The following is a 24,867-nucleotide window of genomic DNA, read 5'->3' on the forward strand; positions in this document are numbered from 1 at the left end:
AACAGAAGGACAACTCCATGACGGCCCTGCCCGGACTCGGCACCCACCAGCTCGCCTCTCCCGATCTGCTGCGCTCCACCTTCCGCCGGCACGCCGCCGGTGTCGCGGTGATCACCGCGCTCGGCGCCGCCGGGCCGGTCGGCTTCACCGCCACCTCCCTCACCTCGGTCTCCGCCGAGCCGCCGATGATCTCCTTCGGTGTGGGCACCGGCGCCTCCAGCTGGCCCGCGATAGCCGAGGCGGACCACGTCGGCGTCCACATACTCGGCGAGCACCAGCACGAGCTGGCCGCCACCTTCGCCCGCAGCGGCGCCGACCGGTTCGGCGCGGCCACCGCCTGGCGGGAGGGTCCCGAGGGGGTGCCGGTGCTGGACGACGTGCTCGCCTGGCTGGTGTGCCGGATCGTCACCCGGGTCCCGGCGGGCGACCACCGGATCGTGCTCGCCGAGGTCCTCCTCGGCGATCCGACGGGCGCCGGGCGCCCCCTGCTCTACCACCAGGGCCGCTTCACGGCGCTGCGCGACTGATGCGGCATTGATCACGTCCTGTTCCCCTGCGGAGCCGTCGGGTTCCGGTTACGCTGCGTTGCGAACGTCACAGTTCAAAGCGCTTGCTTAGCGGGGACGAACTGGGTGTACTGACGAGTAATATCTCGGTCGGAGCGCGTTGCGGCCCCGACCGGGAACGGCCGCTTCAGGCGCCTATGCTGCCTGCAAGAGGCAGCCAGGAAATCACGATGCAGTAGGAGAGCCGGCGTGAGCTTGAGGATCGTTGTCACTGTGAAGTACGTGCCCGACGCCACTGGCGACCGGCACTTCGCCGATGACCTGACCGTCGACCGCGACGACGTGGACGGTCTGCTCTCCGAGCTGGACGAGTACGCGGTCGAGCAGGCGCTGCAGATCGCGGAGGACGCGGACGACGCCGAGGTCACCGTGCTGACGGTCGGCCCCGAGGACGCCAAGGACGCGCTCCGCAAGGCCCTGTCCATGGGCGCCGACAAGGCCATTCACGTCGAGGACGACGACCTGCACGGCACCGACGCCATCGGCACCTCCCTCGTCCTGGCGAAGGCGATCGAGAAGGCCGGCTTCGACCTGGTCGTCTCCGGCATGGCCTCCACCGACGGCACCATGGGCGTCGTGCCCGCGCTGGTCGCCGAGCGCCTGGGCGTTCCGCAGGTCACCCTGCTGTCCGAGGTCTCGGTCGAGGACGGCACCGTCAAGGGCCGCCGCGACGGCGACGCCGCCTCCGAGCAGCTGGAGGCCCAGCTGCCGGCCCTGGTCTCCGTGACCGACCAGTCCGGCGAGGCCCGCTACCCGTCCTTCAAGGGCATCATGGCGGCCAAGAAGAAGCCGGTGGAGTCCTGGGACCTGTCCGACCTCGACATCGAGGCGGAAGAGGTCGGCCTGGACGGCGCGTTCACCAAGGTCGAGGCCGTGACCGAGCGTCCGGCCCGCACGGCCGGCACCATCGTCAAGGACGAGGGCGAGGGCGGCAAGCAGCTCGCTGAGTTCCTCGCGAGCCAGAAGTTCATCTAAGGGCTCGCCCCCGCTGACCGCCCCCTCAACTTCGTTACGCAGGAGTGCAATCCCATGGCTGAAGTCCTCGTCTACGTCGACCACGTGGACGGTGCCGTCCGCAAGCCCACCCTGGAGCTGCTGACCCTGGCGCGCCGCCTCGGTGAGCCCGTCGCCGTGGCGCTCGGCAACGGCGCCGCCGACACCGCCGCCACCCTCGCCGAGCACGGCGCGGTGAAGGTCCTCACCCACGACGCGTCCGAGTACGCCGAGTACCTGGTCGTGCCGAAGGTGGACGCCCTCCAGGCCGCCTACGAGGCCGTCTCCCCGGCCGCCGTGCTGGTCCCGTCCTCCGCCGAGGGCAAGGAGATCGCCGCCCGTCTGGCGCTGCGCATCGGTTCCGGCATCATCACCGACGCCGTCGACCTGGAGGCCGGCGACGAGGGCCCGGTGGCCACCCAGTCGGTGTTCGCCGCGTCCTTCACCACCAAGTCCCGTGTCGTCAAGGGCACCCCGGTCATCACGGTCAAGCCGAACTCGGCCGCCGTGGAGGCCGCCCCGGCCGCGGGCGCCGTCGAGGCCCTGTCCGTGACCTTCTCCGACAAGGCCACCGGCACCAAGGTCACCGCGCGCACCCCGCGCGAGTCCACGGGCCGCCCCGAGCTGACCGAGGCCGCGATCGTGGTCTCCGGCGGCCGTGGCGTGAACGGCGCGGAGAACTTCGCGATCATCGAGGCCCTCGCCGACCAGCTCGGCGCGGCCGTCGGTGCCTCGCGCGCCGCCGTCGACGCCGGCTGGTACCCGCACACCAACCAGGTCGGCCAGACCGGCAAGTCGGTCTCGCCGCAGCTCTACATCGCCAACGGCATCTCCGGCGCGATCCAGCACCGCGCCGGCATGCAGACCTCGAAGACCATCGTGGCCGTCAACAAGGACGCCGAGGCCCCGATCTTCGAGCTGGTCGACTACGGCGTGGTCGGCGACCTGTTCGACGTCGTCCCGCAGCTGACCGAGGAGATCAAGACCCGCAAGGGCTGATCCCCGCAAGGGCGTACGAGGCCCCCGTGACCCGCGCGGTCACGGGGGCCTCGGTGCATCCTGGAGACGCCGCGGGGGTGTTGACCAGCGGGAACCACGCCGGATAACTTCATTCTACGGATTGTTGATTCCGTGAAGCGGAAATCGGAGGGTGTGGGATGGGTCAGCAGGAGAAGGTGGCGACAAGCCTCACCGGCGCCGTCGGCGAGGAGATCAGCGCCTTGCTCGCACCGGTCGACGCGGAGCTGGCGCGCCGCTACCCGGGGGACCCCGGCACCCGGCAGCCGGTCCACACCGTCTACGTGCCCGGCGACGTCTTCGCCGCCGACACCGTCCGCTCCTGGGGCGACCGGGCGCTGGCCGCGCTGGACGAACACGCCCCGGACGCCGCCTCGTTCGCGGCCGTCCTCGGCCTCGGCGACGACCTCGCCGAGCCGGTCTACTCCCGTGTCCGCGCCAAGCTGGAGCGCGAACCGATCGAGGACCTGCGGGTCGACTTCGAGGACGGCTACGGCCCCCGCCCCGACGCCGAGGAGGACGCGGACGCGGCCCGTGCCGCCCGGCTGATCGCCGAGGCCGCGGGCAGCGGCACGGCGGCGCCGTACACGGGCATCCGCATGAAGTGCATGGAGGCCGCGGTGCGCGAGCGGGGCATCCGCACCCTCGACGTCTTCCTCACCGGCCTGATGGCGGCGGGCGGCCTCCCCGACGGCCTGGTGCTCACCCTGCCGAAGGTCACCTATCCCGAACAGGTGAGCGCCTTCGTGAGGATCCTGGAGGCCTTCGAGAAGACGCACGGCCTCGACGCCGGGCGGCTCGGCTTCGAGATCCAGATCGAGACCAGCCAGGCCATCCTCGCCACCGACGGCACCGCCACCGTCGCCCGGATGATCCAGGCCGCCGAGGGCCGCGCCACCGGACTGCACTACGGCACCTTCGACTACAGCGCCTGCCTGGGCGTCTCCGCCGCCTACCAGGCCAGCGACCACCCGGCCGCCGACCACGCCAAGGCGGTCATGCAGGTCGCCGCCGCGGGCACCGGCGTACGGGTCTCGGACGGCTCCACCAACGTCCTCCCGGTGGGACCCACCGACCGGGTGCACGACGCCTGGCGGCTGCACTACGGCCTCACCCGCCGCGCCCTCGCCCGCGCCTACTACCAGGGCTGGGACATGCACCCCGGCCACATCCCGACCCGCTACGCGGCCGTCTTCGCCTTCTACCGCGAGGGCTTCGAGCAGGCGGCGGACCGCCTCGCCCGCTACGCGAACCGGGCCGGCGGCGACGTCATGGACGAGCCCGCCACCGCCAAGGCCCTCGGCGGCTATCTGCTGCGCGGCCTGGACTGCGGTGCCCTCGACCCCGCCGAGGTCCAGGAGCGCACCGGGCTGACCCGCGCCGCCCTGGAGGGCTTCGCGGCGCCCCGGCGCGGCGATCTCACCGCCTCCGCGCGGTAGCGGAAGCGGACCGGTCACAGATGGCGTTCGAGCCCGGACGCCATCACCCAGTCCCGCTCGGCGAACAGCCGGGTGCCCCGCGCGCACAGCCCGGCGTCCCCGCGCGCCCGCGCGCTGAACTCCTCCGGGGTGGCCCCGAACAGCTCCCGCAACTCGGCGCAGGCACCGAGGAGTTCGGTGAGCAGCGGGCGCTGCCCCGGATGGGCGCGGGGCGCTCCGGTGCCGTCGCGCAGCACCCCGCGCCGGTTGACGTACGCGTGGACGCCCGGCAGCGCGACCCCGTCGGCCAGTTCCACCCGTACGTCCGGCGCGGGCAGCCAGGCCCGCCGGAAGTTGCCGGCCGGCAGCGGCGCCCCCTCGCCGGCGTCGATCACGTCCAGCTGCCGCCGGTCCAGCCAGAGGACGAACAGCCCCACCGCCTCGCCGGGCGACTCGACCGGTGAGGCCGAGACGTAGCCCATGCGGCTGACGTGCGCGGAGACCCCCACGCGGACGCCGGTCACGGTGGCCCGCACCATCGGCACGGTGGAGGAGCCCAGCCCGAACTCGGCCAGCTTGTGCCGCAGTTGGCCGGGGCAGGCGTTGGAGCCGACCGCGAGCAGCGGCGACCGGTCCGCGTACACCAGCCGATCGGGCGGCAGCCACCGGTCGCCGTGCAGCACCCCGGAGGCGGCGGGCCACGCGCCCGGGTACGTCAGCGGGTCCTCGCGCGGCACCCCCGCGAGCCCCAGCTCCTCCAGCGTGGCCATGGGCGCCTCAGCGGGCCGGGGGCAGCTCGCCCGAGCCGCGCTCGACCAGCCGGGTGGGCAGCTCGATCCGCTCCGGCGCGACGAACCCGCCGTCCAGCTGCCGGAAGAGCCGCTCGGCCGCCGTACGGCCGAGGGCCGCCGCGTCCTGCGCGACCACCGTGACGCCCGGCCGCAGCAGATCCGCCAGCTCGAAGTCGTCGAACCCGACCAGCGCCACCTGCCGGGACTGCTCGGCGAGGACCCGGACCACGGTGACCGTCACCCGGTTGTTGCCCGTGAAGACCGCGGTGACCGGATCGGGCCCGGACAGCATCTCCAGCGCCGCCCGGCGTACCCGCTCCGGGACCGTCACCCCGAGGGACATCCAGCGGTCCTCGACCGGTATCCCGGCGTCCTCCATGGCCGCCCGGTAGCCGCGCAGCCGCTCCGCCGCCGTGTGGATGCGGGGCATGTCGCCGATGAACCCGATCCGGCGGTGGCCGTGCGCGATCAGATGCGCCACGCCGTCACGGGCCCCGCCGAAGTTGTCCGACAGCACCACGTCGGCGTCGATCCGCCCGGCCGGACGGTCCACGAACACCGTCGCCACGCCCGCCCGGATCTCAGGCTCCAGATAGCGGTGGTCGTCCCCGGCCGGGATCACCACCAGACCGTCCACCCGCCGCGCGCACAGCGCCAGCGCCAACTCCCGCTCACGCTCCGGGTCCTCGGCGCTGGAGCCGTTGATCAGCAGCGCGCCGTGCGAGCGGGCGACCTCCTCCACCGCACGGCTCAGCGGGCCGTAGAAGGGGTCCGCCAGGTCCTCCAGGACGAGTCCTATGCTCGCCGTGCGGCCCTTGCGCAGCACCCGCGCGCTGTCGTTGCGGCGGAAGCCCAGGGCGTCGATGGCCTCCTGCACCCGGCGCTCGGTGTCCGGGGTGACCCCGGGCTCGCCGTTGACCACCCGCGACACCGTCTTCAGCCCCACCCCGGCGCGCGCCGCCACGTCCTTCATCGTCGGGCGGTTGCCGTACCGGTTCCCGGGGAAGCGTTCTGCGCGGCGGGTCGTCTCGGGCACGATGCGCTGTCCTGTCCTGTCGTCCGTGTTCCCCATGGGGGTGATGCGACGGCCCATGGGCTGATATGAGGATGTGGCGTCGAGCATAGAGCCTGGACAACGTTGTCAGGTGCGCGAGAGACTGACCACCGCTTTCCGCGGGCCCGCCCCCCCACCGCCACGGCCGGCCCGCCCGTCCACAGCTCTTTCGATCGTTCAACGGGGAGATCCGACTCTGATGCGCACCGACCTCGTGGCAGCCCTGGACATCGGCGGCACCAAGATCGCCGGCGGACTGGTGGACGGCCGCGGACTGATCCTGGAGCGGGCGCAGCGCGCCACGCCCGCCCGGCAAGACGGCGAGACGGTGATGCGGGCCGTCGAGGAGGTGCTCGCCGACCTCGCCGCGTCGTCCGCGTGGGGGAACGTCCGCTCGGTCGGCATCGGCAGCGCGGGCCCGGTGGACGCCGTCGCGGGCACCGTCAGCCCCGTGAACGTGCCGGGCTGGCGGGGCTTCCCGCTGGTCGAGCGGGTGCGCACGGCCACCGGCGGGCTGCCGGTCGAGCTGATCGGCGACGGGGTGGCGATCACCGCGGCCGAGCACTGGCAGGGCGCCGCCCGCGGCCACGACAACGCGCTGTGCATGGTGGTCTCCACGGGCGTGGGCGGCGGCCTCGTGCTCGGCGGACGGCTGCACCCCGGGCCGACCGGCAACGCCGGCCACATCGGCCACATCAGCGTCGACCTCGACGGCGATCCCTGCCCGTGCGGCTCGCGCGGCTGCGTGGAGCGCATCGCCAGCGGGCCCAACATCGCCCGCCGCGCCCTGGAGCAGGGCTGGCTCCCGGGCCCGGACGGCGACGCCTCGGCCGCCGCGGTGGCCGCCGCCGCCCGGTCGGGCGACCCGGTCGCGACGGCCTCCTTCGAGCGGGCCGCGCGGGCCCTGGCCGCCGGTATCGCCGCCACCGCGACTCTGGTCGAGATCGACATCGCGGTGATCGGCGGCGGCGTCGGCAACGCGGGCGACGTCCTCTTCACCCCGCTGCGTAAGGCGCTCACCGACTACGCCACCCTGTCCTTCGTACGGCGGCTGACGGTCGTACCCGCGCAGATGGGCACCGACGCGGGCTTGGTCGGCGCCGCCGCGGCCGCGCTGCTGCGGGGGCCGGGGGTGGCGCGGCTCTAGGCGCTCCCCGGGGCCGCGCCCGCGCGCTCAGGCGTCGGCCGAGACGCGCGGCGGCACCGTGCCGTCGGCCGCGGCGAGCCTGCCGCAGGCTCAGCCCGGGTCCTCCGGTGCCCCGGCTTCGTTCGGTTCACCGGTCGTCGTCCCCGTCGCCGACCCGGCCCCACCCGGGCAGCGGGGGCTGCGGCCAGGCGGGCGGGGCGGGCAAGGCAAGCGCGGGCCCGTCGGTCCGCGGTGCGTCGGCGGGGAGCCGGCCGCTGAGCCAGCCGAGGAGGCGGTGGCCCTCGCCGCTGACCACAGGGCCCTCGGCCGACACCGTCCAGCGCCGGCCGAGGTCGACGGCCGTCACGGAGGCGAGCGGGAAGCGCCGCGCGCGAAGGGTGCCGAGGGTGTCGTCCAGGGCCCAGGAGACGTACCGGTCCGGCCACCGCCCGGTGCCGTACCCGGTGCCGAGGTCGAGGTGGTGGGTCTCCAGCTCGCGCAGACAGCGCAGCAGCAGGTACCAGGCCGGATGGCGCCAGCCGGCCAGTGCCGGGACCAGCCGGTCCCAGGCGGCCGCGGGCAACTCCCGCGCGTCCGCCGTGAACCGGGCGAGACTCGCCCGCAGCCGGGCGGCGAGCCGCCCGGCGGGCAGCACGGCCTCCCGCGCGACCTGCGCCGCCCCCGCGGCCGCGGTCGCCCGGGGACCGGGCGCCCGGCCGGTGCGTGCGAGGCCCAGCAGCCATGAGTAGGCGTCGGCGCCGTAGGCGACGTGAGCGAGCACGTGCCCGCGGGTCCAGCCGGGCAGGGCCGAGGGCGCCCGCAGCGCCGGGCCGGACAGTGCGGCCGCCGTCGCGGTCAGCCGGTCGGCCGACCGGGCGACGTCCTCGATCACCTCGCCGAGGGCGGCGCCGGCCGCGCCGGACGGGAACGTGGGGCTCACGCGTGCTCCTTGTGACGAATGTCCGGCCGCGCCCGCCCCGGTGGCTCACCGGAACTCGCGCACGGCCTTGATCGGCCCCACGATATGCCGGTCGGACTCCGCCAACTCGTCGGCCGGCCACCGCAGTTCGGGGGTGGTCTCGCCGCCGGCCCGGGACTTCGGACGGTACCGGCGCGCCCGGCGCCACGGGCAGGAGAATTCGGTGTTCCGGCGGTATCCGCGTGACCCCCGGGCGGTCCGCGCAGTTGATCGGCGTATGAAGAAGCGCAGCATCCTCGCCCTCGCCTCCCTCGCCACCGGTTTCGTCGTGGCCGCCGTCACCCCGTCGCACGCGGCGGACCGGGGCCCGCTCGACGACCTCAACGTCTCCGGCACCCTGCACTCGGCCGGCGATCTGGTCGGCCACGAGAGTTTCGCGCCCGCCGACGCTCCGGCCGCCGACCAGGAGTAGCGGGGCCGCCGTACCCCGGCGGGAGCGCGTGCCGGTGTCCTGTCACGGGGCCCCGGCACGCGCTTTACCGTGCCCTCACCGGGACGGGGTTTCCGGGGCAGGGTGGAACGGGCAAGCCTCTGGGGGTCAACAGAAGAGGGGGAGTCCGTGACCGTCGTCTGGATCAACGGCGCGTTCGGTGCGGGAAAGACCACGACCGCACGGGAACTGATCGAACTGATCCCGCACAGCACGCTCTTCGACCCCGAGGTCATCGGCGGGTCGCTCACGCACCTGCTGCCGCCCAAACACCTCGCCGAGGTCGGCGACTACCAGGACCTGCCGATCTGGCGCCGGCTCGTGGTCGACACGGCGGCCGCGATGCTCGCCGAGCTGGGCGGCACCCTCGTGGTGCCGATGACCCTGCTGCGCCAGGAGTACCGCGACGAGATCTTCGGCGGCCTCGCCGCCCGCCGCATCCCCGTACGGCACGTGCTCCTCGCCCCGGCCGAAACGATCCTGCGTGAACGGATAGCCGGGCGGGAGGTGCCGCCCGACCCGCCCGACGGAGAGATACGGGTCCGCCAGTGGTCCTATGACCACATCGAGCCCTACCACGCCGCTCTCGCCTCCTGGCTCACTGCCGACGCCCATCTCGTGGACACCAGCGCGCTGACCCCCTACGAGACCGCCGTACGGATCGCGGCCGCCCTGGGCGGCGGGGAGTTCGCCCCCTGCGACATCGTGCAGACCCCCGAGCCCACCGCCGAGACCCTCGCCGCCGGGGTGCTGCTCTTCGACGAGCGGGACCGGGTGCTGCTCGTCGACCCCACCTACAAACCCGGCTGGGAGTTCCCCGGCGGTGTGGTGGAACGGGGCGAGGCCCCGGCCCGCGCGGGCATGCGGGAGGTCGCCGAGGAGACCGGGATACGGATGGGGGAGGTCCCCCGGCTGCTCGTGGTGGACTGGGAACGGCCCGTGCCGCCCGGCTACGGCGGGCTCCGGCTGCTGTTCGACGGCGGCCGGCTGACCTCCGACGAGGCCTCCGGGGTGCTGCTGCCGGGACCGGAGCTACGGGCCTGGCGTTTCGCCACCGAGCAGGAGGCCGCGAACATGCTGCCGCCGGTGCGCTACGAGCGCCTGCGCTGGGCCCTGCGCGCCCGCGAGCGCGGCACCGCGCTGTACCTGGAGGCAGGGGTGCCGGTCGGCTGACGTCACGGGGCGGCCGTCGCACCGCGCAGCGTCGCGGCGGCGCCCCGCAGCACCGGGTCGCCATGGCCGAAGCACGCCACCTCGGCACCGAGCCCCGCCAAGTGCCGTACGGAATCGAGGAGCCGGGGCCCGTCGAGGTTGAACACGCCCGGGATCACCGGGGGGTTCACCGAGTCCGCGGTCACCGTGCCGCCGGCGGACAGGACGCCCTCGGGGGGCAGCGAGGCCACGGTGTCGCCGGTGAACAGCACGCCCTCGGCGGGCAGGAAGAGCGCGATGCTGCCGTCCGTGTGCCCGGGGACGTGCACCACCCGGGCGCCGCCGCCGAAGTCGAGCACCTCGCCGTCCGTCACCTCCCGGACCGAGGGCGGCGGCAGCGGTGTGCCCTCGGGCAGGCGCCCGACGACCTCGGCCCGGATCGGCCGCTCCCACTCCTCCAGGCGCGGGGGCGGGCCGGGGAGTTCGCCCCGCACGAACGGCGCGTCGAGCCGGTGGGCCAGCACCTGCGCGCCGCTCAGCCCGGCGAACTCGCCCGCGCCGCCCGCGTGGTCCTCGTGGAAGTGGGTCAGCACGACGCGCCGTACGTCCTCGGGCGCGCGCCCGAGCGCCCTGATCGCCTCGGCGATCACCGCCCCCGAGCCGATCGGGCCCGCGTCGACGAGTGTCAACTCCTCGCCGTCACGCCAGAGATAGGCCTGACCGACCGGGAAGCGCAGCAGATGCAACCGTGGAAGAAGCCGGATCACGTCCATGCCCCGACCGTAGGCGCGGGCACGCACGGGAGCGAGCCGTCTCCGCCCTGAGCGGAAGGTGTCCGCCCAGGGCGGAAGCGGTGTCGTGCCGGGGCCGGGTGTCACCGGGCGCGCGATCCCCGTCCCTCGCCCGGCGGTCCCGTCGCCCCCGTGTCCTGCGTCCGCCTCAGCCCGCGTAGTTGCGCAGGAACAGCGCCTCTGCCACCGACAGGCGTTCCAGCTCCTGCGGCGAGACGCTCTCGTTCACCGCGTGGATCTGGGCCTCCGGCTCGCTCAGGCCGATCAGCAGGATCTCCGCCTGCGGGTAGAGGCCGGCGAGGGTGTTGCACAGTGGGATGGAGCCGCCCTGGCCCGCGTACTGCATGGTCTCGCCCGGGTAGGCGACGGCCATCGCCTCGGCCATCGCCCGGTAGGCCGGGCTGGTCGGGTCGGCGCGGAACGGCTGGCCCTGGCCGATCTGCTCCACCTTGACGCGGGCGCCCCACGGGGTGTGCGCCTCGATGTGCGCCGTCAGCAGCTTCGTCGCCTCCGTCGCGTCCACGCCCGGCGGCACCCGCAGGCTGATCAGCGCGCGGGCGGCGGCCTGCACCGAGGGGGTGGCGCCGACGACCGGCGGGCAGTCGATGCCCATGACGGTCACGGCCGGGCGGGCCCACAGCCGGTCGGCGACCGAGCCGGAGCCGGTGAGTTCCACGCCCTGGAGCACCTTGGCGTCCGCGCGGAACTGCTCCTCGGTGTACTCCAGGCCGTCCCAGGTGGCCGACGCGTCGAGCCCGTCGACGGTGGTGGAACCGTCCTCGGCGCGCAGCGAGTCCAGCACCCGGATCAGCGCGGCCAGCGCGTCCGGGGCGGCACCGCCGAACTGGCCCGAGTGCAGGTTGCCCGCGAGGGTGTCCACGCTCACCCGCACCAGGGTCATGCCGCGCAGGATCGTGGTGACCGTCGGCAGGCCCACCCGGAAGTTGCCCGCGTCACCGATCACGATGGTGTCGGCCGCCAGCAGGTCCGGGTGCTGCTCGGCGTAGCGCTCCAGACCGCCCGTGCCCTGCTCCTCCGAGCCCTCCACGATCACCTTGACGTTCACCGGGACGCCGCCGTTCGCCTTGAGCGCGCGCAGCGCGAGCAGGTGCATGATCACACCGCCCTTGCAGTCCGCGGTCCCCCGGCCGTACCAACGGCCGTCGCGCTCGGTCAGCTCGAACGGCGGAGTGGCCCAGCCCGTCTCGTCCAACGGCGGCTGGACGTCGTAGTGCGCATAGAGGAGAACCGTTTTGGCGCCCTCGGGGCCCGGCAGGTAGCCGTACACCGACTGGGTGCCGTCGGGGGTGTCGAGCAGGGCGACGTCGACGAACCCCTCGGCGCGCAACGCGTCGGCGACCCAGCTCGCGGCGGCCTCGCTCTCGCTCTTCGGGAACTGCTCGAAGTCCGCCACGGACCGGAAGGCGACCAGCTCGGTCAGCTCCGCCTTGGCCCGGGGCAGCAGCGAGGCGACGGTCTCGGCGACCGGATTCGACGACATGGGCACGCTCCTCGTAGGTGCGACGTTGTCCTGCTGAGTGCAACGATCCTCCCACAGCGGCGCTCGCCGGCGACGGCCGTAGGATGCGGGATACATCGGGTTACCCCCCGCTCGCGGGATGTCGTGGGCGTGGGGGAGCGGCAGCGGCTTGATCGGAGCAGTAGACCATCGTGAGCGGCGAGAACTCTTCGGCGGACGACGTGCAGCATGTGTGGGACGTCGTCGTGGTGGGCGCGGGACCCGCGGGGGCCTCGGCCGCCTACGCGGCGGCGGTCGCGGGGCGGCGCGTCCTGCTGCTGGAGAAAGCCGAGTTGCCCCGTTACAAAACCTGCGGCGGCGGCATCATCGGCCCCTCGCGGGACGCCCTGCCGCCCGGCTTCGAGCTGCCCCTGCGGGACCGGGTGCACGCGGTCACCTTCTCCAACAACGGGCGCTTCACCCGCACCCGCCGCTCCAAGCAGATGCTGTTCGGGCTGATCAACCGGCCCGAGTTCGACCAGCAGCTGGTCGAGCACGCCCAGAAGGCGGGCGCCGAACTGCGCACGGGCGTCACGGTGCAGCGCGTCGAGCAGCACGGCTCGGCGGTGCCCGACCGGCGTACGGTCGCCGTCGTGCTCCAGGGCGGGGAGACCGTGCTGGCCCACGCGGTCGTCGGCGCGGACGGCAGCGCCAGCCGGATAGGCGCCCACGTGGGCGTGAAGCTGGACCAGGTGGACCTCGGCCTGGAGGCGGAGATCCCGGTCCCGGAGCCGGTCGCCGAGGACTGGAAGGGCCGGGTGCTCATCGACTGGGGCCCCATGCCCGGCAGTTACGGCTGGGTGTTCCCCAAGGGCGACACCCTGACGGTCGGGGTGATCTCCGCCCGTGGCCAGGGCGCGGCGACCAAGCGCTACCTGGAGGACTTCATCGCCCGGCTGGGCCTGGCCGGCTTCGAACCGGCCGTCTCCTCGGGGCACTTGACCCGCTGCCGCGCCGACGACTCGCCGCTCTCCCGCGGCCGGGTCCTGGTCTGCGGCGACGCGGCCGGTCTGCTCGAACCGTGGACCCGCGAGGGCATCTCCTTCGCGCTGCGCTCGGGCCGGCTGGCCGGCGAGTGGGCGGTGCGCATCGCCGAGGCGCACGACGCGGTCGACACCCGCCGCCAGGCCCTGAACTACGCCTTCGCCATCAAGGCCGGGCTCGGCGTCGAGATGAGCGTCGGCAAGCGCCTGCTCGCGGCGTTCGAGCGGCGGCCCGGCCTCTTCCACGCGGCCCTCACCGGCTTCCGCCCGGCCTGGAACGCGTTCCGGAACATCACCCGGGGCGCCACCACCCTCGGCGAGCTGGTCCGTTCCCACCCGCTCGCCCAGCGGGCCCTGACCGCGCTGGACCCGGGCCCGGCCCGGTCGGCGCAGGCCGCGGAACCGGCCAAGGCCGAGGAGGAGTCCGTCACTCCGTGACGGTGATGCGGAAGACGGGGTGGTCGGGGGCGCAGGCGACGAGCTCCTCGTCCGACGACTTGGCGGTCACCCCGTCGAAGTACTGGTTGACCTCCCAGCCCCACTTCTCCAGGTAGGTCCGCAGGACCGGGAGCTTCTCGGCGTCGGGAAGCTCCACCGCGGTGAACGCGCGCACCTTGCGGCCGACGCGCAGTTCACCGCCGCCCGCCGCGCGCATGTTGCGCACCCACTGCGAGTGGCCGCGCGCCGAGACCAGGTACTGCCCGCCGTCGTAGGTGTGCGGGTTGACCGGGATGCGCTGCATCCGGCCGCTCTTTCGGCCCCGCACGGACATCTCGGCGGTGCCCGCGAGACTGAGCCCGTGCCGGGCGAGCCAGCCGATCACGCCGTTCAGACGGACGTTCATCGGGCTGCCCTTGAGGTAGTACGGCGAAGACGAAGACGACATGGTGACCCCCACGGCCGGTTTCCGGAGCAGTGCTCTTGGTTCGCCCTCAGTCTGGGGCAGATCGGTGCTCCATGGCAAGAGCAGTGCTCTCTTTTCGGTTCGCTGCTCTTTTTTGTGTGCACCGATCTCGGGCGTGGCAGACTGCGGGGTATGACCACTGCACAGGGCGCCCGTGCGCGGGCCAGGAACGAGGTGACCGCGGCCATCAAGGAGGAGGCTCGCAGGCAGCTGGCGGCCGAGGGCGCCGCCAAGCTCTCCCTGCGGGCCGTCGCCCGCGAGCTGGGCATGGTGTCCAGCGCGCTCTACCGGTACTTCCCGAGCCGCGACGACCTGCTGACCGCTCTGATCATCGACGCGTACGACGCCCTCGGCGCCGCCGCGGAGAAGGCACGGGACGCCGCCGCCGACGCGGCTCCCGCGGCCCGCTTCACGGCCGTCTGCGAGGCGGTGCGGCGCTGGGCGCTCGACCATCCGCACGAGTACGCGCTGATCTACGGCTCGCCGGTGCCCGGTTACGCCGCCCCCGAGACCACCATCCCGTCCGCCGCCCGCACCGGTCTGGTGCTCATCGGCATCGTCCGCGACGCCCACCAGGGCCCCGGCCTCGCCGGCCTCCGGCTGCCCGACGCGTTGCGCCCCGAGGCCGAGCGCATGGCCGCCGACCTCGCCCCCGATCTGCCCCCCGAGGCGGCCGCCGCCCTCATCGCCGCCTGGGCCCAGCTGTTCGGCCTGGTGAGCTTCGAACTGTTCGGCCAGTTCCACAAGGTGGTCGAGGACCGGGAGCGGTTCTTCCGGCACGCGGCGACGGAGCTGGCGCGGGGAGTGGGGCTGCGCTAGGGGCCACCAGACCGCCGAGACGAGATGCGGTTGCGTTCCGGCGGCGACGGGTGCCGGCGGGCTTCGGCGAGCGGACGGTGGCGCCCGGCCGCGCCGCGGCAGGTGCGCGATCGGCGGCCGGACCGTGTGGAAAGCGCCGCGATCGGCGGTTCTGCCGGCCGGTCGCGGGAGCCGATCGTTGTGGCCCGGCGTGACGGTGCCGCACACCGCGGTCGCGCACGCGGCGGTCACCGCACGCAACGCCTGGGTGGCGCGCATACTGGAGCCCTGAGCGGGCCGCACCCCGTGGGCGGGCCTGAAGACTTCCGCGAGCGCGACGAGAGAACGCACATGCACCACCTGCTCGGTCGACTGAGCGCGAGCGACCCGGAGACCGGCGACATCCTCCGGGTCGTCTCGTACTTCGACGTCCTCCTCGCCCGGGGCTCCGGGGTCGACGGACTGCTGCGCGGCGCCGCGGTCCTGGCAGGCTGTACCGCCGGTGCCGAGATCTCCGGACGGGTCCGGCGCCGCGCCCCCGACGGCAAGCAGCCGGGCGAGCGACCCGACGCCCCGCGCGTCCCGCAGCGATCCGGCACCGACTGGGCCGTCTGGCTGGAGCGTGACGGACAGGGTTCGGCTCTGGACGAGATGATCGTGGAACGCCTCGCCTTCGGCGTCGAACTCCTCGAAACCCACCGCGCTCCGACGGGCTTCGACGCCGTCATCGACGACGCGCGTCCGCTCGCCGAACGCACCAAGCGGCTCACCCGATTCCACCTGGACCCGTCCACGCCCGTGCGCATCCTCGCGACCGCGTCGAACGAGCCGGAGTTCGGCGCACCGTCGGCGGTCATACCGACCCGGTACGGGCTCCTGCGCGCCACCCTCGACGTCTCCGGACGTCTCGAAGCACCGGGCGCGACCGGCATCGGTCCCTGGGTGCGCGCCGATCACGCCCCGGAGTCCTGGGAAGGAGCGTGCATCGCGTTCCGGCTGACGGACGCGAACGACCCGGTGGTCGACGCGTCGGACCTCGGCGCCATGCTCATGCTGCTGCGCGCACACGACCCGCAGGCTCCGCACAAGGACGTCCGGGCCCTGGACCGCCTCGACGACCGTTCGGCGCACGTGCTCCGCACACTCGTGGAGGCCGACAGCATCCGGTCCGCGGCGGCGACGCTCGGCATGCACCACTCAAGCGTGCAGGCGCGCCATGAGGCACTCGTCGAGGCTCTGGGTTACGACCCGCGCACGAACATCGGAAAGATGCGCTACATCGCCGCCGCGCTGCTGCAGCGGCTCACCGACACCCCGGCTGAGAGCTGAGGACGTCTCCGGTCCGACGGTTCGGTGGGCGGGTCCGCGGTTCCGTCGTCGCGGCAAGGCGCCGAGCGGGGTGCGCCTTCGTGCGCAGAGCACCGTTCTCCGCGGCCGGAGGACGCCGGAGCGCGGTCGAAAACCGTGCGGAACTAGTCGTCTGCCGCCGGCCGCTCCGCCCGGCCCGGAGCCAGGACCCTGGACGTGAACTCCGCCAGCTGGGCCCGCAGTCTCTCGCGGGGCACGCGTTCCCTGCCCGCCAGGTGTTCGACGAGGTCGGCGCGGGTGGCGGCGAGCAGGGCGTGGGCGGTGAAGTCGCCGTCGGGCAGCCCGGGGATCCGCTCCAGCACGGCCCGCAGCATGCGGTGCCACCGTTCGTAGTGCTCCGCCCGGTACGGGCTGTCGCCGCCCTCCTCCAGGGCGAGCGCGAGGCGCCGGTTGTCGAGTTTGAAGCACAGGACGGCGTCGAGCAGCGCGGGCACGCGCTCCAGCGGCGGGGTCGCGGGCCCCAGCGGCGGCGGGCCGGACTCGACGGCCTCCCTGACCGGTTCGAGCCGTGCCTCGTACAGCGCGCGCAGCAGCCCGGCGCGATCGCCGAAGGCCCGGAAGAGGGTGCCCTTGCCGACCCCGGCCGCCGCCGCGACCTCGGCCATGGTGACGTCCTCGGGACTCTCGCGGTGCGCGAACAGCGCGTCGGCCGCGGCGAGCACGGCCTCCCGGTTGCGCGCGGCGTCCTTGCGGGACCTCGGCTCGGGCATGCTGCTCCTCCGTTTGCAAAGCGGACCGTCGGTCCGTATCGTCAAAGCGGACCCAGGGTCCGTATTCTATGGACTGGAGGATACCCGTGTCCGCACCGACTTCCCCGGCGGAGCTGTACCGCCACGGCCTGCGACTCCTGCTCGACAAGGACATCCCCGCGTGGGTCGACCTGTGGGCCGAGGACGGCCTGATGGAGTTCCCCTTCGCCCCCGAGGGATGGCCCCGGCGCCTGGCGGGCAAGGAGGCCGTCGCCGCCTATATGCGCCACTACCCCGACCACATCGATCTGCGGGACTTCCCCGACCTGCGGATCCACGAGACCACCGACCCGGAGACCATCGTGGCCGAGATGCGCGGCGTCGGCCGCCTGGTGGAGACCGGCGCCCCCTACGACATGACGTACATCGCCGTCGTGACCGTCCGGGACGGGCGCATCACCGGCTACCGCGACTACTGGAACCCGCTCGCCGTCCTCGAACCCGGCGTCGGCTTCACCGGGAGCGACCGATGACCACCACCGGCACCACACTGGTCATCGGCGCCACCGGCACCACCGGCAACCGCACCGTGGCGCGGCTGACGGCGGAGGGCCACCGCGTCAGGGCGGCCGCGCGCCGCGCCGCCGCGGTCGCCGGAGCCGAACCGGTCGTCTTCGACTGGTACGACTCCGCCACCCACACCGCCGCCCTCGACGGAGCCGACCGCGTCTACCTGGTGCCGCCCGTGGGCGATCCCGACCCCGCGGCGGTCATGCTGCCGTTCCTGCGGCGCGCCCGCGCCGCCGGAGTGCGCCGGGCGGTGCTGCTCAGCTCCTCGGCCGTCCCCGAGGGCGGCCCCGCCGTGGGACAGGTGCACCAGGCCCTGCCCGAACTGTTCGACGAGTGGGCGGTGTTGCGGCCCTCCTGGTTCATGCAGAACTTCATCGGCACCCACCCGCACGCGGTGAGCATCCGCGAGGAGGGCGTCATCCGCACCGCCACCGGCGGCGGCCGGGTCGGGTTCGTCGACGCCGAGGACATCGCGGCCGTCGCCGTCCGCGCCCTGACCGACGAGCGGGCGCCCGGCACCGATCTCGTCCTCACCGGACCCGAGGCCCTCGGCCACGACGACATCGCCGCGATCCTCACCGAGGTCACCGGCCGGCGCGTGGTCCACCAGCGGCTGACCTGCGAGCAGTTGCGCGATCGGCTCGCGGACCACCTCCCGGCGGAGTTCGCCGCCATCCTGGCCGGCCTGGACCGTGCCATCGCGGAGGGCGCGGAGGACCGCGTCACCGACACCGTCCGGCGCGTCACCGGCCGGCCGCCGGGCTCCTTCCGGGCCCTCCTGGAGCGGGAGGCGCCGGTGACCGGCTGACGGGCCGGTGCTCCGCGCGGTCCGGTGCCACCGTTTTTTACCCAACCATGGTGCTGCTACGGTGCGTTGATGGCGCCGAAGACGGACGAGCAGGCACTCGTGGAACGGTGGCGGGACATTCGTGCCCTGCATGCCAGGACCCAGTGCGAACTGGACCGGACGCTGCAGGCCCACGGCCTGTGCGCCAGCGACTTCGAGGTCCTCGACCTCCTGGCCCAGAGCGGGGGAGCGGCCCGCCGGGCCCACCGCATCCAGAAGATCTCCGAGCGCGTGCACCTCACCCAGAGCGCGCTGTCCCGGCTCATCGGCCGCCTGGAGAAAGAGGGGCTGGTGGAGCGGGCCATGTGCGCGGAGGACCGCAGGGGCGTACGGGTGGCCCTCACCGCGAAGGGCCGCGCGCTGCACGCGGAGATACGGCCGGTGCAGCGCGCGGTACTGGCCAGGATGCTGGCCGACGGCGACTGACGGGACGTCAGATCCCGGACGTCTCCCGCCACAAGGTGGCGAGCGAGCGGTCCCCGGTGACCCGCGGCACCGGTTCGCGGTTCCACAGTGCGAGGTACAACCGGTCGGCGGGGCCGGAGAGTTCGGCGTCCGCGTCGCCGGCCGCCCCGCGGGTCGCCACCGGTGCGGCGTGCGCGGTGAGCCGTACGGTCCACACCGCGTCCCGCGTTCCGTCCGCCGCGTCGGTGGCGCGGACTCGCAGCGCCTTCGGCTCCGGCGTCCGCACCCGGCTCCGGGACCGGGCGTGGAAGCCGAGCAGCAACTCGTCGATGCCGTCGACCGCGAAGTCCGCGTCGATCGGGGAGGGCGCCCCGCCCCGGGCCGCCTCGGCGTCGTACCGGTGCACGGTCGTCTCGTGCGCCTGCCGCCTCGCCCAGAACGCCAGGGGCGGGAGGTCCGGCAGCGGCAGGAAGGTCCAGCACTCCAGGTCGGCGGGGGCGGCGGCCAGGGTGTCCACCAACTGCCGGTGGCTGTCGGCGTACCAGGCCACCAGCTCGGCCCCGTCGAGGTCCGGCGCCTCGCCCATGGGCCGGGGCTCGCCCCGCCCCTCGGCGACGAAGCCCGCGGCCCACCGGTGGACGGCGCCCGTGTGCCGCAGCAGATCGCGCACCTGCCAGTCGGGGCAGGTCGGCACCTTGGCGTCGGTACCGGCCCGCGCGGCGGCCGAGGCGAGCGACAGGCCCTCGCGTTCGAGGGTTTCGAGGAAGTCGGCAGTCTCCATGGGGCGAGTGTGCCCGAGTGTCCCTCGCCGGACCATGGTGTCAGTAGTCGCTGTTCATCGCGGCACGCACTTCGGCGAGGGTGGCGTCGGCCACGGCGTTGGCCCGCTCGTTGCCCTCGCGCAGGATGCGGCGGATCTGGGCACGGTCCCGGGCGTACTCGGCCCGGCGTGCGCGGATCGGCGCCAGGTACTCGTTGACCGCCTCCGTCACGGTCTTCTTCAGCGCCGCCGCGCCCGCGGAACCGATGTCGCCGGCCACCTCCTCGGGCGTCCGGTCCTGGCACAGCGCCGCGAGCAGCAGCAGCGAGGCGACCTCGGGGCGGCCCGCCGGGTCGTAGGTGATGTGCCGTTCGGAGTCGGTCTTGGCGCCCTTGAGCAGCCGCGCGGTCTCGTCGGCGTCGGCGGCCAGGGTGATGGCGTTGCCCCGGCTCTTGCTCATCTTGGTGCCGTCCGTGCCGAGCAGCAGCGGGGCGCTGGACAGCAGGGCCTCGGGCCGGGGGAAGACCGGACCGCCCTGCCCGTAGCGGTCGTTGAAGCGGCGGGCGATGGTGCGGGTGATCTCCAGGTGGGGGAGCTGGTCCTGGCCGACGGGCACCAGGTTCGCCTTGCAGAAGAGGATGTCGGCCGCCTGGTGCACGGGATAGGTGAACATCAGCCCGCTGACGGCGGACTGGCGGGAGTGCGCGATCTCGTCCTTGACGGTGGGGTTGCGGTTCAGCTCGGCGACGGAGACGAGGCTGAGGAACGGCAGCATCAGCTGGTTGAGCGCGGGGACGGCGCTGTGCGTGAAGATCGTGCTGCGCTCCGGGTCCACGCCGATGGCGAGGTGGTCGAGGACCAGCTCCTCGACGTGCCCCTTGAGGTCGTCCGCGACGTCCCGGTCGGTCAGCACCTGGTAGTCGGCGACGATCACGAACAGTTCCACGCCGAGGTCCTGCAGCCGGACCCGGTTGTGCAGGGTGCCGAAGTAGTGGCCGAGGTGCAGTCTGCCGGTGGGCCGGTCGCCGGTCAGCACCCGGAACCGCCCCGGCTCCTCGGCGATCAGCTTCTCCAGCTCCGCGCTGCGGGTCTGCGCGGCGGACGTTCCGAGCGCGTCGGGCGCCGCGGGTCCCTCGCCGGTCTCGGGGACCGCGGCGGTCTCGGGGTGCGCGGCCGGTGCGGTCTGCGGGTGGGTGGTCATGCGGTCTCCTGGTGGTGGGTCGGCAGGGCCGTCGGGACGGCCGGACCCCTGGCTTCCAGGGACACGGAAAAGGGCCGTCCATGACGAACGGCCCCGGTTCATGCCTGCGTGGCGGCCGCTCCTACGAGGAGCGCCACCAGCACAGACACGACGAAAGATGCATGCGGGCAGTGTACCGGGGCAGGCCGCGCCCGGCCAGCGCGGTCCTGCCCGAAGGCTCAGCCGTTCATCACGCGGCGCGTCGCGACCCCGATGGCGGCGGCCACGGCGGCCAGCGCGGCCACGCTGGTCAGCGCGGTGGGCAGGGAGAACCAGTCGGCCATGAAGCCGATCGTGGGAGGCCCCAGCAGCATGCCGCCGTATCCCAGGGTGGAGGCGACGGCGACCCCGGAGGGCCCGGCCAGGGCGCCGGCCCGCTCCACGGCGACCGGGAAGAGGTTGGCGAGTCCCAGCCCGGTCACGGCGAAGCCGGCCAGCGCCGCCCAGAGCGACGGCGCGAGTGAGCCGAGCAGCATGCCCGCGGCCGCCACGGAGCCCCCGGCGATCACCGTACGGGCCCGGCCGAGGCGCGCCAGCAGCGCCGACCCCGTGAGCCGGCCGATGGTCATGGCCAGCGTGAAGCAGGCGTACCCGGCCGCCGCCGTGCCCGCGGACGCGGTCAGGTCCTGCTTGAGGTGGAGGGCGCCCCAGTCGGCCATGGCCCCCTCGCCGTACGCGGTGCACAGCGCGACCAGCCCGAAGACGACGACGAGTCCCCGCCGGCCGCCGCGCGGCGCCGGGTCCTCCCCGGCCTCCGGCGGCCTCGCGCGGTCCGCCTCCGGAGGTTCGTACCGCAGCAGAGCGCGCCCGGCGACGGCCGTGACCAGCAGTCCGACCACGGTGATCCCGAGCAGGTGCCGGGTGGGGGAGAGGTGTCCGGCGACCAGCCCGCCGACCCCCGCGCCGACCATCCCGCCGAGGCTGAACGCGGCGTGGAAGCTGGGCATGATGGGCCGGCGCACGGCGGCGACGAGGTCGACGGCCGCGCTGTTGAACGCGACGTTCACGCCCCCGTAGGCCGCGCCGAAGAGCAGCAGGACGGCACCGAGCGCGGCCACGGAACGGGTCAGCGGGGGCAGGGCGACGCTGAGCGCCAGGACGGTCATGCAGACCACGGTCACCGGATGGCTGCCGTAGCGCCGGCACAGGCGGCCGGTCATGGTCATGGTGAGCACGGCCCCCGCGGACACCCCGAGCAGGGCGAGTCCGAGGGCTCCGGCGGAGGCGTGGGTCTGGTGCTTGATGTCCGGGATGCGCACCACCCAGCCCGAGAAGATGAACCCGTCCAAGGCGAAGAACGCGGTGATCGCGACCCGCAGCCCGACGAGTTCCCGGCCCGGCACGACGCTGTGCGTTCGGGTTTTGTTTATTAGCGGCACAAAGTCAGCGTAGGGTGGGCCGGGAAGTGGGGCAAGGGGTGAGGGCCGGGTCGCGCGGCCGGCGGCCGGTGATCGGGCGGTCATGACTCGCTTCTCGCTTCCCGGTGTGCGGTGGACCGGGGGTCGTACCCTCGCGTGTCATGAGCGCAGCCGCGGGCACGTCCGCAGTCACGAACCTGATCGCCAGATACGCGGAGTTGGTCGACGACGGTGACTTCGCCGGGGTCGGCGCGCTGTTCGCCGACGCCGTGTTCATCGGGAGCGGTGGTCCGGTGCGGGGGAGCGAGGGCGTCGAGAGGATGCTTCGGGACACCGTGATCCTGTACGAGGACGGCACACCGCGTACCCACCACGCCACGACGAATGTCGCCGTGGAGGTGGACGCGGCCGCGGGCACCGCCGCCGCGCGCTCCTACGTTACCGTCTTCCAGGCCCTGCCCGAGCTGCCCTTGCGGCCCATCGCCGCCGGCCGGTACGCCGACCGCTTCCAACTCCGGGACGGGACATGGCGGTTCGCGGAGCGGCGCGTGCGCATCCACCTGGTGGGGGACGTGAGCGGGCACTTGCGCGGTTGGACCCGGCGGTGAGCTGCCTGCCGCCTGACCCCGAAGTCGCTGCCCGTCACCTGACCTTGAAGTCGGGTCCGGCGGCGGGGATTTCGACGGACGACGGTCAAGTTCCGGACGCGGTGGCCGGTTTACGCTCGTACGTGTGTATGGGTGGATGAATCCGGCGCGGATACAGGTCGGTTAATGCTTGCTCACGCGCTGGTTGCAACGGGGTGAGCGCGTCATGATGGGCCCATGACGTTGGCCTCGCGCGCGCTCGCGCAATTGGCGACCTGGCCGGACCTGAGACAGGCCGTGCCGAGCTGCGGTCAGGGACAGGCGGTGAGCTCCGCCAAGGGTGAGATCGTCCACTTCCACTCCGAGCGCGATGTCGATCTGCGGCTGACCGACCGGGCGATCCGCCGGTTCGCGAAAGACCTCAGACACACGGGTGCGATCAGGATCGTGCCCGGCTCGCAGTGGGTGACCCTGCGCCTCGACGCCGCGAGCGACGTGGATCTGCTGCTGACCCTGGTCAGCGTGGCGCTCCAGGCGCAGCAGGTCCCGTCCGACCCGGTCGAACGGCCACTGGTCGGGTGCAACGACCAGCGCGGCGCCGGGTTCGTGAAGGCGGATCTCGGGGCGTTCTGAGGACGGCCGGGCACCGCGCGGTGTCAGACGGTGACGACCCGGATCCCGGCCTCCTCGAAGCGGCGGACCGTCTCCGGGTCCGCCGTCGCGTCCGTCACCAGCGTGTCCACCAGGTGCGCGGGGCAGATCCGGGCGAACGCCCGCCGGCCCAGCTTGCTGGAGTCCGCGGCGACCACCACGCGTTCGGCGCGCTCGCACAGCAGCCGGTTGATCGCCGCCTCCGCCTCGTCGTGCGCCGCCGCGCCGTGCGTCACGTCGAAGGCGACCACTCCGAGCACCGCCACGTCCAGCCTGATCTGCCCGAGCACCCCGTCCGCGAGCGGGCCGATCAGCTCGTACGACTGCGGCCGGGCCACCCCTCCGGTGACCACGATCTTGAACTGGGGCCGCACGGCCAGCTCGTTGGCGATGTTGAGCGCGTTGGTGACCACGGTCAGCGCCGGGGAGCCGGAAGCCAGATCGCCGCGCACGGCCAGGGCGCGGGCCACCTCCGTGGTGGTCGTGCCACCGGTCAGCCCCACCGCCTCGCCCGGTGCGACCAGTTCGGCCACCGCCCGGGCGATGCGCTGCTTCTCGGAGGCGCGGCGGGCCGTCTTGTAGCGCAGCGGCAGCTCGTAGGACACCCCGTGCACCACCGCGCCGCCCCGGGTGCGGACCAGCATCTGCTGCTCGGCCAGCTGGTCGAAGTCCCGGCGGATCGTCGCCGCCGACACCGCCAGCTCCGCCGCCGCCTCCTCGACGTCCAGCCGGCCGCGCTCCACGAGCAGCTCCAGCAGCGCCTTCCAGCGGGCGTCCCGGGACATCCGCGGCCTCCGTTCTCCGGTCGTTCTTCGAGCCGTGACCCTAGCGCACCCCCGTGGTGCGCCCCCGCGCCCACCGAAATGCTTGATTGTGCTTGAAAGCTCGCTATATCTTGCAGGAACAATCATCCAGGCCAGGGGAGGATGTGGGCAGATGACCCATGTCGAGGACGAGCTGACCAGTCAGCCCACGTGCTGGACACGAGCGGCCGAGGAGGCGGGGCGGCACCGGGACGCGCTGCCGGCGCCGGGCGAACGGGTCGCCGTCGTGGGCTGCGGGACCTCCTACTTCATGGCGCAGTCGGTGGCCGCACTGCGCGAGGGCGCGGGACAGGGCGAGACCGACGCGTTCGCCGCCTCCGAGTTCCCGCACGGACGGTCGTACGACCGGGTGGTCGCCCTGACCCGCTCCGGCACCACCACCGAGGTGCTCGATCTGCTCGGCCGGCTGAAGGGGACGGGGACCCGGACCACGGCCGTCACCGCCGACCCCGCGACGCCCGTGATGACCGCCGCCGACGATCTCGTCGTCCTGGACTTCGCGGACGAGCGCTCCGTCGTCCAGACCCGGTTCGCCACCACCGCCCTTACCCTCCTGCGCGCCCATCTCGGCCTGCACACGGACTCCGTCGTCGCCGACGCCCGCACCGCGCTCACCACCGACCTTCCCCGCGAGCTGGTCGCGTGCACCCAGTTCACCTTCCTGGGGCGCGGCTGGACGGTCGGGCTCGCCAACGAGGCCGGGCTGAAGATGCGCGAGGCCTCCCTCTCCTGGACCGAGGCCTACCCGGCGATGGAGTACCGGCACGGCCCGATCAGCATCACCACGGCGGGCAGGGCCGCGTGGATGTTCGGCGAGGCACCCGAGGGGCTCGCCGAACAGGTCCGCGAGACCGGCGGGTTGTGGATCGGCGGCGGCCTCGACCCGCTCGCCGAACTCGTCCGCGCCCAGCGGCTCGCGGTCGCCGTCGCCGCCGCGCGGGGACTCGACCCCGACCGGCCCCGCCACCTCACCCGCTCGGTGATCCTGACCTCGGACGCCGCCGAGACCGCCTGACCCGTCCCCGCCGTACCGCGCCCCGGAAGGAC

The 24,867-nt window shown here is 73.6% G+C and carries 27 protein-coding genes; 16 read left to right on the forward strand and 11 right to left on the reverse strand.

Features of this window, described 5'->3' with window-relative positions:
* The first annotated feature begins 17 nt into the window (after positions 1-17).
* The 4 genes from HZZ00_RS13005 to HZZ00_RS13020 all read left to right on the forward strand — a co-directional run bounded on the left by HZZ00_RS13005 (position 18) and on the right by HZZ00_RS13020 (position 4,015).
* Positions 18-527, forward strand: a complete 510-nt coding sequence (locus HZZ00_RS13005; protein WP_180332323.1) for a flavin reductase family protein — start codon at positions 18-20, stop codon at positions 525-527.
* 228 nt (positions 528-755) lie between these two features.
* Entirely contained in the window at positions 756-1,541 is a 786-nt protein-coding gene (locus HZZ00_RS13010; protein WP_070026491.1) for an electron transfer flavoprotein subunit beta/FixA family protein, read from the forward strand.
* A 54-nt stretch (positions 1,542-1,595) separates the two neighbouring features.
* Positions 1,596-2,558 (forward strand): electron transfer flavoprotein subunit alpha/FixB family protein, encoded by a 963-nt coding sequence (locus HZZ00_RS13015; RefSeq protein ID WP_070026492.1) that lies wholly within the window; start codon positions 1,596-1,598, stop codon positions 2,556-2,558.
* A gap of 158 nt (positions 2,559-2,716) precedes the next feature.
* On the forward strand, positions 2,717-4,015 hold the full coding sequence (locus tag HZZ00_RS13020) for an aldolase/citrate lyase family protein (protein ID WP_180332324.1): 1,299 nt from the start codon (positions 2,717-2,719) through the stop codon (positions 4,013-4,015).
* Positions 4,016-4,029: 14 nt separating this feature from the next.
* Here HZZ00_RS13020 and HZZ00_RS13025 read toward each other — a convergent pair whose 3' ends face one another.
* Together HZZ00_RS13025 and HZZ00_RS13030 are read right to left on the reverse strand one after the other, a co-directional pair.
* On the reverse strand, positions 4,030-4,764 hold the full coding sequence (locus HZZ00_RS13025) for a hypothetical protein (RefSeq protein WP_180332325.1): 735 nt from the start codon (positions 4,762-4,764) through the stop codon (positions 4,030-4,032).
* 7 nt (positions 4,765-4,771) lie between these two features.
* Positions 4,772-5,857: a LacI family DNA-binding transcriptional regulator gene (locus HZZ00_RS13030; RefSeq protein WP_257585772.1), complete on the reverse strand. Its 1,086-nt coding sequence runs from the start codon at positions 5,855-5,857 to the stop codon at positions 4,772-4,774.
* Between the two features lie 181 nt (positions 5,858-6,038).
* Here HZZ00_RS13030 and HZZ00_RS13035 point away from each other — a divergent pair, with 181 nt between their 5' ends.
* On the forward strand, positions 6,039-6,986 hold the full coding sequence (locus HZZ00_RS13035) for an ROK family protein (protein WP_180332326.1): 948 nt from the start codon (positions 6,039-6,041) through the stop codon (positions 6,984-6,986).
* 127 nt (positions 6,987-7,113) lie between these two features.
* Here HZZ00_RS13035 and HZZ00_RS13040 read toward each other — a convergent pair whose 3' ends face one another.
* Positions 7,114-7,905: a maleylpyruvate isomerase family mycothiol-dependent enzyme gene (locus HZZ00_RS13040; RefSeq protein ID WP_180332327.1), complete on the reverse strand. Its 792-nt coding sequence runs from the start codon at positions 7,903-7,905 to the stop codon at positions 7,114-7,116.
* A gap of 256 nt (positions 7,906-8,161) precedes the next feature.
* Here HZZ00_RS13040 and HZZ00_RS13045 point away from each other — a divergent pair, with 256 nt between their 5' ends.
* Both HZZ00_RS13045 and HZZ00_RS13050 read left to right on the forward strand, forming a co-directional pair.
* A complete protein-coding gene (locus HZZ00_RS13045) occupies positions 8,162-8,356 on the forward strand; it encodes a hypothetical protein (RefSeq protein ID WP_180332328.1) in 195 nt (64 codons plus the stop codon).
* 147 nt (positions 8,357-8,503) lie between these two features.
* The gene (locus HZZ00_RS13050) at positions 8,504-9,547 is read left to right on the forward strand and encodes an NUDIX hydrolase (RefSeq protein ID WP_180332329.1); all 1,044 of its coding nucleotides are present in this window, start codon (positions 8,504-8,506) and stop codon (positions 9,545-9,547) included.
* 2 nt (positions 9,548-9,549) lie between these two features.
* On the opposite strand, the gene HZZ00_RS13055 is transcribed toward HZZ00_RS13050, so the two are convergent.
* Together HZZ00_RS13055 and HZZ00_RS13060 are read right to left on the reverse strand one after the other, a co-directional pair.
* Positions 9,550-10,299 (reverse strand): MBL fold metallo-hydrolase, encoded by a 750-nt coding sequence (locus HZZ00_RS13055; protein ID WP_180332330.1) that lies wholly within the window; start codon positions 10,297-10,299, stop codon positions 9,550-9,552.
* A gap of 166 nt (positions 10,300-10,465) precedes the next feature.
* Entirely contained in the window at positions 10,466-11,818 is a 1,353-nt protein-coding gene (locus HZZ00_RS13060; RefSeq protein WP_180332331.1) for a dipeptidase, read from the reverse strand.
* Between the two features lie 170 nt (positions 11,819-11,988).
* Here HZZ00_RS13060 and HZZ00_RS13065 point away from each other — a divergent pair, with 170 nt between their 5' ends.
* Complete coding sequence (locus HZZ00_RS13065) at positions 11,989-13,257, forward strand: geranylgeranyl reductase family protein (protein WP_180332332.1); 1,269 nt, start codon at positions 11,989-11,991, stop codon at positions 13,255-13,257.
* Here the strand turns inward: HZZ00_RS13065 and HZZ00_RS13070 are convergent.
* Positions 13,247-13,705, reverse strand: a complete 459-nt coding sequence (locus HZZ00_RS13070) for a nitroreductase family deazaflavin-dependent oxidoreductase (RefSeq protein ID WP_180332333.1) — start codon at positions 13,703-13,705, stop codon at positions 13,247-13,249. The genes HZZ00_RS13065 and HZZ00_RS13070 overlap by 11 nt on opposite strands.
* Positions 13,706-13,855: 150 nt before the next feature.
* On the opposite strand from HZZ00_RS13070, the gene HZZ00_RS13075 reads away from it, so the two are divergent.
* Together HZZ00_RS13075 and HZZ00_RS13080 are read left to right on the forward strand one after the other, a co-directional pair.
* On the forward strand, positions 13,856-14,542 hold the full coding sequence (locus tag HZZ00_RS13075; RefSeq protein ID WP_180332334.1) for a TetR/AcrR family transcriptional regulator: 687 nt from the start codon (positions 13,856-13,858) through the stop codon (positions 14,540-14,542).
* 330 nt (positions 14,543-14,872) lie between these two features.
* Entirely contained in the window at positions 14,873-15,850 is a 978-nt protein-coding gene (locus HZZ00_RS13080) for a hypothetical protein (RefSeq protein WP_180332335.1), read from the forward strand.
* A gap of 143 nt (positions 15,851-15,993) precedes the next feature.
* On the opposite strand, the gene HZZ00_RS13085 is transcribed toward HZZ00_RS13080, so the two are convergent.
* Positions 15,994-16,599: a TetR/AcrR family transcriptional regulator gene (locus HZZ00_RS13085; protein ID WP_180332336.1), complete on the reverse strand. Its 606-nt coding sequence runs from the start codon at positions 16,597-16,599 to the stop codon at positions 15,994-15,996.
* 86 nt (positions 16,600-16,685) lie between these two features.
* Here HZZ00_RS13085 and HZZ00_RS13090 point away from each other — a divergent pair, with 86 nt between their 5' ends.
* The 3 genes from HZZ00_RS13090 to HZZ00_RS13100 all read left to right on the forward strand — a co-directional run bounded on the left by HZZ00_RS13090 (position 16,686) and on the right by HZZ00_RS13100 (position 18,421).
* On the forward strand, positions 16,686-17,111 hold the full coding sequence (locus HZZ00_RS13090) for a nuclear transport factor 2 family protein (RefSeq protein ID WP_180332337.1): 426 nt from the start codon (positions 16,686-16,688) through the stop codon (positions 17,109-17,111).
* Complete coding sequence (locus tag HZZ00_RS13095; RefSeq protein ID WP_180332338.1) at positions 17,108-17,956, forward strand: NAD(P)H-binding protein; 849 nt, start codon at positions 17,108-17,110, stop codon at positions 17,954-17,956. The genes HZZ00_RS13090 and HZZ00_RS13095 overlap by 4 nt, the downstream gene beginning before the upstream one ends.
* A 69-nt stretch (positions 17,957-18,025) precedes the next feature.
* The gene (locus HZZ00_RS13100) at positions 18,026-18,421 is read left to right on the forward strand and encodes a MarR family winged helix-turn-helix transcriptional regulator (protein ID WP_180332339.1); all 396 of its coding nucleotides are present in this window, start codon (positions 18,026-18,028) and stop codon (positions 18,419-18,421) included.
* 7 nt (positions 18,422-18,428) lie between these two features.
* On the opposite strand, the gene HZZ00_RS13105 is transcribed toward HZZ00_RS13100, so the two are convergent.
* The 3 genes from HZZ00_RS13105 to HZZ00_RS13115 form a co-directional block, all read right to left on the reverse strand.
* The gene (locus HZZ00_RS13105) at positions 18,429-19,181 is read right to left on the reverse strand and encodes a maleylpyruvate isomerase family mycothiol-dependent enzyme (RefSeq protein ID WP_180332340.1); all 753 of its coding nucleotides are present in this window, start codon (positions 19,179-19,181) and stop codon (positions 18,429-18,431) included.
* 40 nt (positions 19,182-19,221) lie between these two features.
* On the reverse strand, positions 19,222-20,361 hold the full coding sequence (gene trpS / locus HZZ00_RS13110) for a tryptophan--tRNA ligase (protein WP_180332341.1): 1,140 nt from the start codon (positions 20,359-20,361) through the stop codon (positions 19,222-19,224).
* A gap of 218 nt (positions 20,362-20,579) precedes the next feature.
* Positions 20,580-21,743 (reverse strand): MFS transporter, encoded by a 1,164-nt coding sequence (locus HZZ00_RS13115; protein ID WP_257585773.1) that lies wholly within the window; start codon positions 21,741-21,743, stop codon positions 20,580-20,582.
* 176 nt (positions 21,744-21,919) lie between these two features.
* Between HZZ00_RS13115 and HZZ00_RS13120 the strand changes: the two genes are divergently transcribed.
* Positions 21,920-22,366, forward strand: coding sequence for a nuclear transport factor 2 family protein (locus HZZ00_RS13120; protein WP_180332343.1), 447 nt, complete (start codon positions 21,920-21,922; stop codon positions 22,364-22,366).
* A gap of 216 nt (positions 22,367-22,582) precedes the next feature.
* A complete protein-coding gene (locus tag HZZ00_RS13125) occupies positions 22,583-22,978 on the forward strand; it encodes a luciferase family protein (RefSeq protein ID WP_180332344.1) in 396 nt (131 codons plus the stop codon).
* A gap of 23 nt (positions 22,979-23,001) precedes the next feature.
* On the opposite strand, the gene HZZ00_RS13130 is transcribed toward HZZ00_RS13125, so the two are convergent.
* Complete coding sequence (locus tag HZZ00_RS13130; RefSeq protein ID WP_180332345.1) at positions 23,002-23,781, reverse strand: DeoR/GlpR family DNA-binding transcription regulator; 780 nt, start codon at positions 23,779-23,781, stop codon at positions 23,002-23,004.
* Positions 23,782-23,932: 151 nt separating this feature from the next.
* On the opposite strand from HZZ00_RS13130, the gene HZZ00_RS13135 reads away from it, so the two are divergent.
* On the forward strand, positions 23,933-24,835 hold the full coding sequence (locus HZZ00_RS13135; RefSeq protein ID WP_180332346.1) for an SIS domain-containing protein: 903 nt from the start codon (positions 23,933-23,935) through the stop codon (positions 24,833-24,835).
* Positions 24,836-24,867: the final 32 nt, after the last annotated feature.

Source organism: Streptomyces sp. NEAU-sy36 (genome assembly GCF_013423905.1).
Lineage (GTDB): Bacteria > Actinomycetota > Actinomycetes > Streptomycetales > Streptomycetaceae > Streptomyces > Streptomyces misionensis.